The following is a 13865-nucleotide window of genomic DNA, read 5'->3' on the forward strand; positions in this document are numbered from 1 at the left end:
TTAGAGGAGCAGTTCAGTGAGCATCGAGAAGCCCGAGATCGACTTCCCGGGTGGCGAGCCGCCGGTCGACCTTCAGATCAAGGACATCTGGGAGGGCGACGGCCCCGTCGCCAAGGCCGGAGACAGCGTCTCCGTCCACTACGTGGGTGTGGCCTTCTCCACCGGCGAGGAGTTCGACGCTTCGTGGAACCGCGGCACTCCGCTGCGTTTCCAGCTCGGTGCCGGTCAGGTCATCTCCGGCTGGGACCAGGGCGTCCAGGGCATGAAGGTCGGCGGCCGTCGCGAGCTGACCATCCCCGCGCACCTCGCGTACGGTGACCGCGGCGCCGGTGGCGGCTCCATCGCCCCGGGCGAGACGCTGATCTTCGTCTGCGACCTGGTCGGAGTCTGACCGGTCCGTCGGACGTGAGTGAGGGCCCATGCCGTACGGCATGGGCCCTCACGCTGTCCGGCGCGGGACCTCGCTTTTTGTTCGGACACCCGAGGGCGGTACGGTCGACGGTCATAGCATGGAGAGAAAGGGCGTCGATGGCGATTGCCAAGGCCGAGCGGCTGATGAACCTGGCGCTGTGTCTGCTGGGAACCCGGCGCCCGCTCAGTAAGCGTGAGCTTCGCGGCTCCATCGAGGCATACCTGGAAGCCGGCTCCGACGACTCCTTCAACCGGATGTTCGAGCGGGACAAGGACGATCTGCGGGAACTCGGGCTGATCATCGAGACCGTGGAGAACCTGGACGGCGACACCGGATATCTGGCACGCCGCGACAGCAACCGGCTGCCGCCCATCACGCTGGACGCCGAGGAGGCCGCCGCGCTCGGGCTCGCCGCCAAGGTGTGGCAGCAGGCCCGGCTCGCCGGGGCGGCCAGCGGCGCGCTGCAGAAGCTGCGGGCCGCGGGCATGCCGGAGGCGGAGGACGCGTACGAGGTCCACAGCGCCCTCGAACCCCGTATTCCGGTGCATGAGGCGGCCTTCGAGCCGCTGATGCTGGCCTGCCGCGACCGCCGCCCGGTCACCTTCGACTACCGCAAGGCGAACTCGGCCCGGCCGGCGCAGCGCCAGGTCGAGCCCTGGACCCTGGAGTGCTGGCGCGGGCACTGGTATCTGGCGGGCTGGGACCGGGACCGGGGCGCGGAGCGGGTGTTCCGGCTGTCCCGGATCGCCGGGAAGGTGCGCTCCAGGTCCGGCGCCTTCACCGCCGAGGTGCCCGACGTGGTGACGGTGCGCGAGACCGTCGAGAGCTGGGCGGGGGAGACCGCGACCAGGACCGCGCGGATCAGGCTGCGGTCCGGTTCCGGCTACCCGCTGCGCTCACGCGCCATAGCGGTACGGGAACTCGGCGACGGGTGGGACGAGTTGGAGATCCCGTACGGGCACGGCCTGGACGCCTGGCTCGTCGAGTTCGGCCCGGACGTCGTCGTGGAGGAGCCCGCCGACCTGCGGGCCGATGTGGTGGACCGGCTGCGCGCCGTGGCCAAGGACTAGGGGACCGTACCGATGGCCACGAACGCGATCGACCAGACCCGCCGGATGCTCTCCCTGGTGACGTATCTGCGCGAGCGCCCCGGCGCGCACGTCCAGGACGTGGCCCGCGCCTTCGGGATCACCGAGGACGAGCTGATCTCGGACCTCGATGTGCTCCCCATGTGCGGGACCAGTTTCCGGGGCGGGGACCTGCTGGACATCGACACCGACGGTGACCGCATCTGGTGGCACAACCCCGACGACGTGGCCGAGCCGCTGCGGCTCGCCGCCGACGAGGCCACCGCCCTGCTCGTCGCGGCACGTGCCGTGGCGACCCTGCCCGGACTGCGCGAGAGCGACCGGCTGGCCCTGGTGCGGGCGACCGCCAAGCTGGAGACGGCGGCCGGTGAGGTCGGGGCCGCGAGCTCCCGGCTCTCGGTGACCTTCGAATCGGAGGGCGGGGTCTTCGCCGATGTCGACCGGGCGATCTCCGAGCGGCGCAGGCTCTGGCTGCGCTACTACTCGCCCGCCCGCGACGAGCTGACCGAACGCGAGGTGGACCCGATCCGGCTGTTCGCCGTCGGGCACACCTATATGGAGGGCTGGTGCCGGCTCTCCGAGGCCCGGCGCACCTTCCGGCTGGACCGGGTCGCCGAGATCCGGCTGCTCGACGCCCCGGCCGCGCCGCCGGAACTGGAACTGCGGGACCTGTCGGAAGGGCTGGTGCAGCCCTCGGCGCAGGACCCGGAGGTCGTCATCGAGGTGGGGCCCGGCGGCCGGTGGGTCGCCGAGTACTACCCGCACGACAGTGCGGAGGAACGCCCCGACGGCGGGCTGCGGATCACGCTGCGGACGCCGGACCCGGCCTCGCTGCGCAGGCTCGCGCTGCGGCTGGGCGGCGAAGGCCGCATCGTGTCCCCGCCCGAACTGGCGGACAGCGCGCGGCGGGCGGCCCGTGACGCGCTGGCGGCCTACGACGGCGCGGCCTGAGCGGCGACCGGAGGAGATATGGATCATATGTCTGTGATATCAGGTGTGACGGTGATGGCGGTGCCGTCCTCCGGCCCTGTTCCCGTCCCGGTCCCCGCCGCCGTACGGTTCCGGGCCGCCTGCCCGGACTGCCGCGGGCGCTTCGAGCTCGCCGCGGACGCCCTGCGTCTCGCGATCGGCGCCAGCCGCCGCACCACGTTCTACTCCTTCACCTGCCCCGAGTGCGACGCCGCGGTCCGCAAGCCCGCCGGGGAACGCATCATCGAACTCCTCACCGGCGGCGGCGTCTCCACGCTGCGCCTGCACACCGCCCCGTAGGAAGAGGCTCTGCCGCATGTTCTGGCCCATGCTCGCCATCGCCCTGGGATTCCTGGGCATCGCCGTACTCGGTGTCCTCGCCATCAAGGTGTTCGTCGAAGCGCAGCGGCTGGGCCGTCAGGTGTCCACCACCACACAGCGCATCAACCGAGCGGCCGAGGACCTCGAACGAGCGGCGACCGACCTCGCCGCCACCGGGGATGCCCTCCGATAGCAGGGGCGCGGCCTGATGTTTCTCCACTTCGGGGGGTACGCTGCTGAGGTCGGCCCAGGCAGGGAGGTGCGGGCCGCAATCGGGAGTATGCACAGGCATTGCCTGACGTTTACCCCTGCGGGTTACGATCGCTGCCAGCGCACAGGTCGGACGTATGTCCTGCCGAACGGGTAGCGAGCCCACCCTCCAGTCGCCTCAGTGAGAAGGAAGTCGCACATGATCGGCAATCTGAAGCCCCTCGAGATCGTTCTGATCATCGCTGTCATCCTGCTGCTCTTCGGTGCCAAGAAGCTTCCCGACATGGCGCGTTCGCTCGGCAAGTCGGCCCGCATCCTCAAGAGCGAGGCCAAGGCCATGAAGAAGGACGACGCCGAGCCGGCGGCGCCCACGACGGAGACCGTCGCGGACCAGACCCCGCCGCAGTCCACCGCCGCACGCACCATCCAGGCCGCTCCGGGAGATGTCACCAGCTCCCGCCCGGTCAACGAGGCCAAGCCCACCACCCAGAGCTGACAGCTGACACGCTCCGCCGACAGCTGCTGCACGAGACGAGGGAAGTGGGTTGCTCAAGTCTGCCCGCAAGCAGGAGAAGGACGACGAGGGGCGCATGCCCCTCCTCGATCACCTGCGTGAGCTGCGTAACCGGCTTCTGAAGGCCGTCCTCGCGATCGTCGTGGTGACGATCGTCGCCGCCTTCTTCCAGAAGGAAATCTACGACTTCCTTCTGCGCCCCCTGCTGAATTCGGTCGGCTGCAAGGACGGCGTGGTCATCGCGATCAACGGGAAACCGTGCGCGCTGCTCAAGACCGACACCCTGATGGCGCCCTTCACCAACGCCCTCAAGGTCGCGCTGATGTCCGGCGTGCTGATCGCCACCCCGGTCTGGCTCTACCAGCTGTGGGCCTTCGTCGCGCCGGGACTGCACAACGGCGAGAAGCGGTACGCGTACGGCTTCGCCGTCGTGGGCGCCCCGCTCTTCATCGCCGGTGGCTATCTCGCCTACGCGATCCTTCCGCAGACGGCCGAGATCATGCTCGGGTTCAGCCCGGAGAACGTACAGAACCAGATCGGGCTCGACAGCTATCTGGATCTGCTCACCCGCATGGTGATCGTCTTCGGCCTGGCCTTCGAGCTGCCGCTGCTGCTCATCGCGCTGAACCTGACGGGTGTCGTCTCCGGCAAGCGGATGCTCACCTGGTGGCGCGGCATGATCGTGGGGCTCACCGCCTTCGCCGCCATCGCGACCCCCGGCGGTGAGCCGGTGTCCATGCTGCTGCTCGCCGGACCGCTCGCGCTGCTGTACTTCATCGCGGTCGGCTTCTCCCTGCTGAACGACAAGCGGAAGAACCGCAACAACCCCGACGCCGAGCTCGACGACGACGAAGCCTCGCAGCTCGACCTCACCCCCGAGGACGTCGGAGGGGTGGAGAACGTGTCCGCCTCGCGCAAGGCCCTCCCGGGACAGGCTTCCGGGGAGTCCGACCGTGCTGACACGCACCGGCTGAACGGTTACGACGACATCACCTGACCTTGTAGGGTCCGGCGGGTGACCAGCGAGATCACTCTTTTCGTCAATCCCACCGCAGGACGCGGCCGGGGCGCGCACGCCGCGCAGCCGGCCGCTTCCGCGTTGCGGGACGCCGGATTCTCCGTCCGTACGGTTCTCGGTGAGGACGCCGGCGACGCCCTGCACCGGGCCCGGCAGGCCGTGGCCGCAGGGACCGGGGCGCTGATAGCCGTGGGCGGGGACGGGCTGATGTCCCTCGCCCTCCAGGCCGTCGCCGGGACGGCGACACCCCTCGGTGTCGTCGCCGTCGGCACCGGCAACGACTTCGCCCGTGCGCTGGGCCTGCCGATCCAGGACCCGGCCGCCGCCGGACGGCTGGCCGCCGGGGCGCTCAAGTCCGGGGGCGTGCGCGACATCGACCTCGGCCGGGCCGGGGAGCGGTGGTTCGGGTCGGTGCTCGCCTCCGGCTTCGACTCGCGGGTGAACGACCGGGGCAACCGGATGCGCTGGATCGGTGGCCGGTTCACGTACGACCTCGCGATCCTCGCCGAGCTGGCCGCGTTCCGGCCGATCCCGTACCGGATACGGCTGGACGGCGGCGAAGTCCGGGAGATCGAGGCAACACTGATCGCCGTGGGCAACGGGAGCTCGTACGGCGGCGGCATGCGGATCTGCGCGGACGCCGTGATGGACGACGGGCTCTTCGACGTCACCGTGGTCGCGGACTGCGGCCGGGCCACGCTGCTCAAGGTGTTCCCGAAGGTCTACCGGGGGACGCACCTGAGCCACCCCAAGGTCACCGTGCACCGGGTCTCCTCGATCGAGCTGGCGGCGGCCGGTGTGACCGCGTACGCGGACGGTGAACCGCTGGGGCCGCTGCCGCTCACCGCCACCTGTGTGCCCGGCGCGGTCAGGGTGCTCACCGGGTGAACCGATCGGCGATTCAAAGATCGGGCTGACTGTCGGAGGTGGCGGGTAGGCTCGTATCAAGATGACAGAGGACCTCTCACCAGCTGAGCGATACCAGGCTTCTCGGGTCCGTGCGGCCGAGCAGGCCACGGCCCTCGGGCCCTTCCGAGACATGTACGAATTCGGACTGGACCCGTTCCAGATCGAGGCCTGCCAGGCACTGGAGGCGGGCAAGGGGGTGCTGGTCGCGGCCCCCACCGGGTCGGGCAAGACGATCGTCGGCGAGTTCGCCGTACACCTGGCGTTGACGCAGGGCCGCAAGTGCTTCTACACCACGCCCATCAAGGCCCTGTCCAACCAGAAGTTCACCGATCTGGTCAAGCGCTACGGCGCGGACAAGGTCGGCCTGCTGACCGGGGACAACAGTGTCAACTCGGAGGCACCGGTGGTCGTCATGACCACCGAGGTCCTGCGGAACATGCTGTACGCGGGCTCCCAGTCCCTGACCGGCCTCGGTTACGTCGTGATGGACGAGGTGCACTACCTCTCCGACCGCTTCCGCGGCGCCGTGTGGGAAGAAGTGATCATTCATCTGCCCGAGTCGGTGACTCTGGTGTCCCTCTCGGCGACCGTGTCCAACGCCGAGGAGTTCGGTGACTGGCTGGACACCGTCCGCGGCGACACCGAAGTGATCGTCTCCGAGCACCGGCCCGTGCCGCTCTGGCAGCACGTCATGGCCGGGCGCAAGATGTACGACCTCTTCGAGGAGGAGACCGACCACGGCGGCCGCGGCGCCGGACGCCGTGAGGTCAACCCCGATCTCGTCCGGCTGGCCCGGATGGAGAATCAGCGCGGGTACAACCCGCGCGAGCGCCGCCGCGGCAAGATGGTGCGCGAGGCGGACCGTGAGCGCGAGCGGCGTCAGCGCAGCCGGATCTGGACGCCGGGCCGCCCCGAGGTCATCGACCGGCTGGACACCGAAGGGCTCCTGCCCGCCATCACGTTCATCTTCAGCCGGGCCGGCTGCGAGGCCGCCGTACAGCAGTGTCTGCACGCCGGGCTGAGGCTCAATGACGAGGCCAAGCGCCGCCTGGTGCGGGAGATCGTCGAGGAGCGGACCGCGTCCATCCCCGGCGAGGACCTCCATGTCCTCGGCTACTACGAATGGCTCGAAGGCCTGGAGCGGGGCATCGCCGCACACCACGCGGGCATGCTGCCGACGTTCAAGGAGGTCGTCGAGGAGCTGTTCGTGCGCGGCCTCGTCAAGGCGGTCTTCGCCACCGAGACGCTGGCACTCGGCATCAACATGCCGGCGCGCTCGGTGGTGCTGGAGAAGCTGGTCAAGTGGAACGGCGAGCAGCACGCCGACATCACTCCCGGCGAGTACACCCAGCTCACCGGCAGGGCCGGACGCCGGGGCATCGACGTCGAGGGCCACGCGGTGGTCCTGTGGCAGCGGGGGATGGACCCGACGGCGCTGGCGGGCCTCGCGGGTACGCGTACGTATCCGCTGCGCTCCAGCTTCCGCCCCTCGTACAACATGGCGGTGAACCTGGTGCAGCAGTTCGGGCGGCACCGTTCGCGTGAGCTGCTGGAGACCTCCTTCGCCCAGTTCCAGGCCGACCGGTCCGTCGTCGGGATCTCCCGGCAGGTCCAGCGGAACGAGGAGGGGCTGGAGGGCTACCGGGAGGGCATGACCTGCCATCTCGGCGACTTCGAGGAGTACGCGCGTATGCGGCGCGACCTCAAGGACCGGGAGACGGAGCTGGCCAAGCAGGGCGCCGCACAGCGGCGCGCCGCGGCCGCGGCGTCCCTGGAGAAGCTGAAGCCCGGTGACGTCATCCATGTGCCGACCGGCAAGTTCGCCGGGCTGGCGCTGGTGCTGGATCCGGGGCTGCCGGCCGGGCGGGCCGACGGGCATCGCGGATTCGACCAGCACGACGGTCCGCGTCCGCTGGTGCTGACCGCCGAGCGGCAGGTCAAGCGGCTGGCGTCGATCGACTTCCCGGTGCCGGTGGAGGCGCTGGAGCGGATGCGTGTCCCGAAGTCGTTCAATCCGCGCTCGCCGCAGTCGCGCCGTGATCTGGCGTCCGCGCTGCGGACCAAGGCGGGGCACATCGAGCCGGAGCGGCACCGCAAGCAGCGGGCCGCGGCGGCCGACGACCGGGAGATCACCCGGCTGCGGACCGAACTGCGCGCGCATCCCTGCCACGGGTGCGACGAGCGGGAGGATCACGCCCGGTGGGCCGAGCGGTACCACCGGCTGCAACGCGACACCCGGCAGCTGGAGCACCGGATCGAGGGGCGGACGAACACGATCGCCCGGACCTTCGACCGGATCGTCGCGCTGCTCACCGAGCTGGACTACCTCCAGGGCAGCGAGGTCACCGACAACGGCAGACGGCTCGCCCGGCTCTACGGTGAGCTGGACCTGCTCGCCAGCGAGTGCCTGCGGGAGGGTGTCTGGGAAGGGCTGAACCCCGCCGAACTCGCCGCGTGTGTCTCGGCGTTGGTGTACGAGGCGCGGCAGGCGGACGACGCGGTGGCCCCCAAGCTGCCGTCCGGGCCCGCGAAGACCGCCATGGCCGAGATGGTCCGTATCTGGGGCCGGCTCGACGCCCTGGAGGAGGACTTCAAGATCAACCAGACCGAGGGCGTCGGACAGCGCGAGCCCGATCTCGGGTTCGCCTGGGCGGTCTATATGTGGGCCTCCGGGCACACGCTGGACGAGGTGCTGCGCGAGGCGGAGATGCCGGCGGGGGACTTCGTACGGTGGTGCAAGCAGGTGATCGACGTGCTGGGGCAGGTCGCCGCCGCCGCTCCGCGGGACGGGAGTTCGGTGGCGAAGAACGCGCGCAAGGCCGTGGACGGGGTGCTGCGGGGCGTGGTGGCGTACAGCTCCGTGGGGTGACCGTCGGACGGGGCGGGCAGGGGTGTTCCTCCTCTGCCCGCCCCGTCCCACGACCGGGTGCGGCGGGGCGGCTCAGGCCGCTTGCCTGGACGCGTCTCGTTTGGCCACTTCCTCGCGGACGAGAGGAATCACGAACCGGCCGAAGTCGATGGCGTCGTCCAGCAGGTCGTAGCCGCGGGCGGAGAGGATCTCCACGCCCAGGTCGTAGTAGTCGAGCAGCGCCTGCGCCACCGTTTCCGGTGTGCCCACCAGCGCCGTCGAGTTGCCCGCGCCACCCGTCTCGGCCGCGGTGGGTGTCCACAGCGCCCGGTCGTGGCGCTCGCTCTGCGCGGCCACTCTGAGCAGCCGCTGCGAACCGGAGTTCTCGGGGTTCGTCAACGGGTGGCGGCGGGCCGGCGGGGCGCCGGCCCTGCGGGCCTTGATGCGGTCGAGCGTGCGATGCGCCTTCTCCCAGGCCAGTTCCTCGGTCGGCGCGATGATCGGGCGGAAGGCGACCTGGATCTTCGGGACGTCGGTGCGGCCCGCGGCCTTCGCGGCGGCCTTCACGGACTCGATCTGTTCGGCGGTCTCGGCGAGCGGTTCGCCCCAGAGGCAGTAGATGTCGGCCTCGGCGCCCCCGGCCGCGTAGGCGGCGGCCGACGATCCGCCGAACGAGACGCGCGGATGCGGCTGTTGGACCGGGAAGGTGTCGCTCACGAAGTCGTTGAACCGGTAGTGCGTGCCCTCGTGGTCGAAGGGCTCGTGCGAGGTCCAGGCCCTCTTGATGATCTGGATGGCCTCACGGGTACGCGCGTACCGCTCGTCCTTCGTGAGGAAGTCGCCCTCGCGCTGCTGCTCGTGGTCGTTCCCGCCGGTGATGAAGTGCACGGCGAGGCGTCCGTCGCTGATCCGGTCCAGGGTCGCGAAGGTCTTGGCCGCGAAGGTGGGGTACGAGACGTTGGGGCGGTGGGCCACCAGGATCTGCAGCGTCTCGGTCCGGGCGGCGATGTACGCGGCGGCGGGGGACGGGTCGGGGGAGCCCGAGCCGTAGGCGAACAGCACCCGGTCCCAGCCGTGGTCCTGGTGGGCGCGGGCCAGCTTGAGCGTGTACTCCTTGTCGAAGGACACCCCTGAGCGGGCGGTCACTTCGGAACCTTCATTGGTCGCTGCGATGCCGAGGAACTCGACGGGCATGGCGAAGCCTCATCTCGTGCTGCGGTGGAAACCGGTCGTGTCGGGGAATGCCGTGACGTGGAGCGGTCAGGGACGACACGAGGAGGACCACACTCGACCGAAGTCGATGTGGTCACGGGTGACCAGCCGCAGCTGAGGGCGCATTCGCCCAGTGGAACAGGCGTGTTGGTGTCTCGTCAACCATGGGCCGGTGGACGGACCGGGCCGGTGGACGGACACGCCGCCCGCGGTGCGGGCAGGGGTGGTGGCCGCAGCCCTCGTCCGAGAGCCTGCGGCCACGACGGTCCCCCGCCCGTGGTGCGGCTCGGTCAGATCTTCCTGCGGCTCCTCGCCGCCGTTCCCGCGCAGATCAGTCCCAGCAGGACGGTCAGCCCACCGACGACGACGTTGTTGATGATGACCCCGGTGTCCGGGCTGCTGCCCACGATCCAGGTCGACACGATGATCCAGGCACCCATGGCGCACATGGCCCAGCTCAGGCCGTACATGCGCTCAGGCATGACGGAGAATCCCAGTGCCAGCACGGCGATGGCGATACCCATCACGAGGTTGTGCGTCACGAGCGCGGGCTGGCTCGCGGTGAAGTGGAGCACCCACGGCGAGACGGCGCAGTACAGACCGACGAGGAATGCCGGTCCGTCCACCAACGCCACGTCGCGGCCACCGAGCATACGGTCGTACCGCTCGCGCATTTCGGGGACATCCGGGTGACCGGCCAGGTCACGCCGGGTGTGTGAGACGTTGCTCATGAGTTTTCGTCTCCTTCGGTCCAACAGGCCCGACCGCTGTGGGGAGTGTGCGGAGAGTGCCTGCAGATACCATTCTGCTCTTATCTCTCCCTTATGCGTAGATTTATCTCACTGTGCGATCGGCGGATGTACGGTCATGGCCGTCGGACCCCGGTGTGGCACGGTCTTCTGGGCCGTCCAGTCGTTCAGCCGTTCCGCCAGCGACACCAGATCGTCGGTCCTCAGTACCCGGTCCCCGTACCCGGGCAGGGGGACGTGCAGGGGCTCCGTCCAGCGTTCCGGGATCGCCCCGGTCCCGTACACCGCGCCCGCGAGGCCGCCCGTCACCGCCGCGACCGTGTCGGTGTCTCCGCCCACGTCGACGGCCGCCACCAGCGCGCTCTCGAAGCAGTCCGTCGTGCGCAGCGCCCACAGCGCGGTGCCGAGGCACGGCCACACCGCTCCGTTGAACTCGGTCGCCCTGTCCGGGTGCCAGTCGGGCGCGAGGTTGGCGGCCCACCGCGCACGGTGATCCTCGTGTACGTGCTCCAGGGCGTCGGGCACGGCGGCGAGCGGGTCGCCGCCGGCCAGCGCCACCCGGACCAGTTCGTGGAAGAGGGCGGTACCTTCCCAGGCCGCCCGGTCACCATGCGTCAGCGCCGCGATCCGGCGGGCCGCGTCCATGGTCGCCGCTCGGCCCGCCCCCGAGAAGTACACCGCCGAGGTGGTGGCCCGCATCAGGCAACCGTTGCCCGCGGCCCGTCCGTTGACCTGGAAGTGCAGGGCGGCGGCCAGGTCCCAGGGCTCACCGCTCGTCAGGACCTCCTCGGTCTGCAGACCGATGTCCTTCGGGTCGCCCGCCGCCCACCGCCGGAACCGGCCGAACATCTCCGGCAGGTCCAGGCCGCCGCACTCCAGCAGGGACTCCCCGACGAGGACCGCCATCTGCGTGTCGTCCGTCGCCTCGCCCGGATCCCAGCCGCCGCCCCCGCACATCGTGCCGACGCCGTCCGGGAAGCGGGCCGTGAACGCTCCGGCGGGGCCGAACTCGAACGGGGCCCCCAGCGCGTCGCCGGCCGCCGAGCCGACGACGGCGCCCGACACCCGGGCCGTGCGGGATACCTGATCCAGCGGGTTCATCGGGCCAGGGTAGGGCGGGCGGCACGCGCCCGCTCGCATCGGGGGCCGTCACGGCTCGCACGAGCCGCTTCGGGACTACTTCGGCGGCATCAGGACCGTGTCGATGATGTAGACCGTGGCGTTGGCGGTCGGCACATTGCCGCAGACGACCTTCGAGGAGTCGTTCACCGTGTAGACCATCCCCGAACCGGACGTCGTCAGCCTGCTCTTCTCCAAGGTGTCGAAGGACCCGTTCTCCAACTGCTTCGGCGTCAGCTTCTCGCCCACCACGTGATAGGTGAGCACCTTGGTCAGCTCGGCCTTGTTCGCCAGCAGTTTGTCCAGGTCGGCCTTCGGGATCTTGGCGAAGGCCTCATTGGTCGGCGCGAACACCGTGATGTTCTGCGCGTTGTTCAGGGTGTCGACCAGACCCGCCTGCTTGACGGCGGTGACCAGCGTGGAGAGGTCCGGGTTGTTCGACGCGGCCGTGGCGACCGGGTCCTGCGCCATACCGGAGAACGAGCCCGCGCCGTCCTTCGGCACCGATGCGCACGCCGGGCCGAACGGCTCGTCCATGTTCATGGAGTCGCCGTCCGACGTGGCCGGTGACGATGCCGCGCTCGGCGTGGAACCGGCCGCGGAGTCCTTGGAGTCGTCGGAGGAACAGGCCGTCAGGGCCAGTGGCAGAACGGCTGCGGCGGACACGGCCACGGCGATGCGACGGAAGTGCAGGGTGTTCATGGTGTTCTCCTGGATGGGGTAGTGATCAATACGCTGTTCATGGGCGTTGGGTGACGAAGAGTCAGGACACGTTGACCACCACCGAATGCCAGCCGGTCGCACCGTTGGGGACGGTGCCGACCCGTTTGCCGGTCTGGGTGGCGCCGGTGCGGTCCGTGGCGCGGACCTCAAGGGTGTGGTTGCCGGACGTGGCCGGCCATTCCCACACCCACTGACGCCAGGTGTCCCGGCTGTCCTCCGTGCCGAGGCGGGCGGTGTGCCACTCGCCGCCGTCCACCCGGACCTCCACCCGGTCGATGCCCCGGTGCTGGGCCCAGGCGACACCGGCGACGGGCACCGTGCCCGCCTTGGGTGACGCGAAGGGGCGCGGGGTGTCGATGCGCGATTCGGTCTTGATGGGACCCCGGCGCGACCAACTGCGCTTGACCCAGTAGGCGTCGTAGTCGTCGAACGTCGTCAGCTCGATGTCCTGGATCCATTTGCAGGCCGACACATAGCCGTACAGCCCCGGCACGAGCATCCGGACCGGGAAACCGTGCGCGAAGGGCAGCGGCTCGCCGTTCATACCGAGCGTGAGGAGCGCGTCCCGCCCGTCCATGACGTCCTCGACCGGTGTGCCGATCGTCATGCCGTCCACCGAACGCGACACGATCTGGTCGGCGGGTCCGCCCCGCGACGGGGGCTTCACTCCGGCCTCGCGCAGTAGGTCGGCCAGTCGCACGCCGATCCAGCGGGCATTGCCGATGTAGGGCCCGCCGACTTCGTTGGACACACACGCCAGGGTGATGTCGCGCTCGATGATCTCCCGCGCCAGCAGGTCGCGGAAACTGACCGTGAGGGGACGGCCGACACCCTTGCCATGGATGCGCAGCCGCCACCGGTCGGCATCGACCTGGGGTACCACCAGAGCGGTGTCCACCCGGTAGAAGCTCTTGTTCGAGGTGATGAACGAGCTCACACCCCGGATGCCCAGATCGGCGCCGCGCGGGACGGCGGGCGCCGCCGAATCCGGCACCGGGAGGACGATCTCCGCGCGTGAGGCGGAGGCCCCGGCCTGTACGGACGCGGTGAGTCGCCGTCCCACCAGGCCCGCACCGGCCGAGGCCGCCGCGGCCGTGGTCGCCGCGATCACGAAACCGCGGCGGTCGAAGGAGCCCGGCGTCCCCCGGTCCGTCTCCCCAGCCGCGGGAGTCGGACCGGGAACCCGCGTGAGCCGCCCGATCAGGAGATACAGCACTCCCGCGGCCACCACGGCTCCCACCACCGAAGGCAGTGCGTCGCCCGGCCCGCCCTCCGGCCGGGTGGTCGCCGCCACCGCCCCGACCACGCCGAAGATCAGAACGGCCGCCGAACCGAGCCGCCGGTGCCGCAGCGCGAGCACCCCCACCGCCATGGCGAAGACCGCCAGCAGCACGAGGATGCCCAACTGGAGCACCAGCTTGTCGTTGGTGCCGAAATGCCGTACGGCGAAGTCCTTCAGCGCCGGGGGAGTGCGGTCGATGACCGCCCCGCCCACCGCTGTGACCGGCCCCGCCTCGGGACGTACGGCAGCAGCGACCAGCTCGGCCACGCACAGGGCGCAGAACCCGGCGATCAGACCGCCGAGCGCGGCGAAGGCGGCACGCGCCCAGCGGGACCTGCGGGACCTGCGGGACCCGGAGGTGCCGTGCGTCCGCGAATCGTTCTGAACTTTCCTCACGCCATGTATTCGGCACGGGACGGCCCGTGGATTGGTTATTCACCCGATCGGGTCAGAGCCGAAGACCGACCAATCCGCCCCGGCCACGGCGACGA

Annotated in this window: 14 protein-coding genes; 9 read left to right on the top strand and 5 right to left on the bottom strand. The window is 70.1% G+C overall.

The annotated features are described in order from the left end of the window. The first annotated feature begins 16 nt into the window (after positions 1 to 16). From A6A29_RS41840 to A6A29_RS41880, 9 genes are all read left to right on the top strand, one after another. A complete protein-coding gene (locus tag A6A29_RS41840; protein WP_073729215.1) occupies positions 17 to 391 on the top strand; it encodes an FKBP-type peptidyl-prolyl cis-trans isomerase in 375 nt (124 codons plus the stop codon). 137 nt (positions 392 to 528) lie between these two features. Beyond that, positions 529 to 1482, top strand: coding sequence for a helix-turn-helix transcriptional regulator (locus A6A29_RS41845; RefSeq protein ID WP_073729217.1), 954 nt, complete (start codon positions 529 to 531; stop codon positions 1480 to 1482). A gap of 12 nt (positions 1483 to 1494) precedes the next feature. Then, the gene (locus A6A29_RS41850; protein WP_073729219.1) at positions 1495 to 2451 is read left to right on the top strand and encodes a helix-turn-helix transcriptional regulator; all 957 of its coding nucleotides are present in this window, start codon (positions 1495 to 1497) and stop codon (positions 2449 to 2451) included. An 18-nt stretch (positions 2452 to 2469) separates the two neighbouring features. Then, positions 2470 to 2769 (top strand): hypothetical protein, encoded by a 300-nt coding sequence (locus A6A29_RS41855; RefSeq protein ID WP_079183263.1) that lies wholly within the window; start codon positions 2470 to 2472, stop codon positions 2767 to 2769. 16 nt (positions 2770 to 2785) lie between these two features. Then, the gene (locus A6A29_RS41860; RefSeq protein WP_073729223.1) at positions 2786 to 2983 is read left to right on the top strand and encodes a hypothetical protein; all 198 of its coding nucleotides are present in this window, start codon (positions 2786 to 2788) and stop codon (positions 2981 to 2983) included. A gap of 216 nt (positions 2984 to 3199) precedes the next feature. Then, positions 3200 to 3496, top strand: a complete 297-nt coding sequence (gene tatA / locus A6A29_RS41865) for a Sec-independent protein translocase subunit TatA (RefSeq protein ID WP_073729225.1) — start codon at positions 3200 to 3202, stop codon at positions 3494 to 3496. Between the two features lie 49 nt (positions 3497 to 3545). Further along, a complete protein-coding gene (tatC, locus tag A6A29_RS41870; RefSeq protein ID WP_073729227.1) occupies positions 3546 to 4511 on the top strand; it encodes a twin-arginine translocase subunit TatC in 966 nt (321 codons plus the stop codon). Between the two features lie 18 nt (positions 4512 to 4529). After that, positions 4530 to 5420: a diacylglycerol kinase gene (locus A6A29_RS41875; protein ID WP_073729229.1), complete on the top strand. Its 891-nt coding sequence runs from the start codon at positions 4530 to 4532 to the stop codon at positions 5418 to 5420. Positions 5421 to 5481: 61 nt separating this feature from the next. Next, entirely contained in the window at positions 5482 to 8310 is a 2829-nt protein-coding gene (locus A6A29_RS41880) for a DEAD/DEAH box helicase (protein ID WP_073729231.1), read from the top strand. A 72-nt stretch (positions 8311 to 8382) separates the two neighbouring features. On the opposite strand, the gene A6A29_RS41885 is transcribed toward A6A29_RS41880, so the two are convergent. The 5 genes from A6A29_RS41885 to A6A29_RS41905 all read right to left on the bottom strand — a co-directional run bounded on the left by A6A29_RS41885 (position 8383) and on the right by A6A29_RS41905 (position 13668). Further along, entirely contained in the window at positions 8383 to 9483 is a 1101-nt protein-coding gene (locus A6A29_RS41885; RefSeq protein ID WP_073729233.1) for an LLM class flavin-dependent oxidoreductase, read from the bottom strand. 308 nt (positions 9484 to 9791) lie between these two features. Then, the gene (locus tag A6A29_RS41890) at positions 9792 to 10232 is read right to left on the bottom strand and encodes an SPW repeat protein (protein ID WP_073729235.1); all 441 of its coding nucleotides are present in this window, start codon (positions 10230 to 10232) and stop codon (positions 9792 to 9794) included. 108 nt (positions 10233 to 10340) lie between these two features. Continuing rightward, positions 10341 to 11351 (bottom strand): ADP-ribosylglycohydrolase family protein, encoded by a 1011-nt coding sequence (locus A6A29_RS41895; RefSeq protein ID WP_073729237.1) that lies wholly within the window; start codon positions 11349 to 11351, stop codon positions 10341 to 10343. 75 nt (positions 11352 to 11426) lie between these two features. Continuing rightward, the gene (locus A6A29_RS41900; protein WP_073729239.1) at positions 11427 to 12071 is read right to left on the bottom strand and encodes a fasciclin domain-containing protein; all 645 of its coding nucleotides are present in this window, start codon (positions 12069 to 12071) and stop codon (positions 11427 to 11429) included. A 61-nt stretch (positions 12072 to 12132) separates the two neighbouring features. Then, complete coding sequence (locus tag A6A29_RS41905; RefSeq protein WP_073729590.1) at positions 12133 to 13668, bottom strand: molybdopterin-dependent oxidoreductase; 1536 nt, start codon at positions 13666 to 13668, stop codon at positions 12133 to 12135. Positions 13669 to 13865 lie beyond the last annotated feature (197 nt).

It is taken from the genome of Streptomyces sp. TSRI0281 (assembly GCF_001905125.1).
Lineage (GTDB): Bacteria > Actinomycetota > Actinomycetes > Streptomycetales > Streptomycetaceae > Streptomyces.